This is a genomic window from Mesorhizobium sp. M7A.F.Ca.CA.003.01.2.1, assembly GCF_003998945.1.
Taxonomy (GTDB): Bacteria; Pseudomonadota; Alphaproteobacteria; order Rhizobiales; family Rhizobiaceae; genus Mesorhizobium; species Mesorhizobium ciceri.
The window spans coordinates 1-439 of sequence record NZ_RZRA01001685.1 but is presented as its reverse complement, the minus strand read 5'-3'; the positions used below and the strand labels follow the sequence as shown (position 1 = coordinate 439).

At 62.6% G+C, this 439-nt stretch carries 1 pseudogene; it reads left to right on the top strand.

The annotated features are described in order from the left end of the window. Nucleotides 1-150: 150 nt before the first annotated feature. Nucleotides 151-439: pseudogene (locus EN969_RS34940) on the top strand (hypothetical protein); the annotation flags it as partial.

Genomic DNA, 439 nt, shown 5'->3' with positions numbered 1-439 from the left:
GTCAATGGCAACGAGGCGGAAGCTCGGCGGCTCGCCCGCTTCGAACCGCGTGGCCATACGCCATCCGCCTATGTGATCCGTGAAGAACAACCGGCGGAAGATTTCCCGATGACCCTTGACCTTCGGCGGCCGGCAAGACTCTGATCAGCAATGGCAAAGGGGAATCACAAGAGGGGACGCGGCAAGCCGCAGACCCACAGCCTGCTGGAGCACTACCAGCCCATAGACGGCGTCGTCGACGAGATGGTCGATGCATCGGGCAATCCTCGCCCGGCCTGGAAGCATTTTGTCGAGGCGCTCGAGGAACTCGGTGCTGAAAAGCTCGGCCAGCGCTTTGCCCGCGCCGACCAGTATCTGCGCGATGCCGGCGTTTATTACCGCGTCTATGACAAGGCCGGCGCCAATGAACGCGAATGGCCGCTGGCGCATGTCCCGGTTC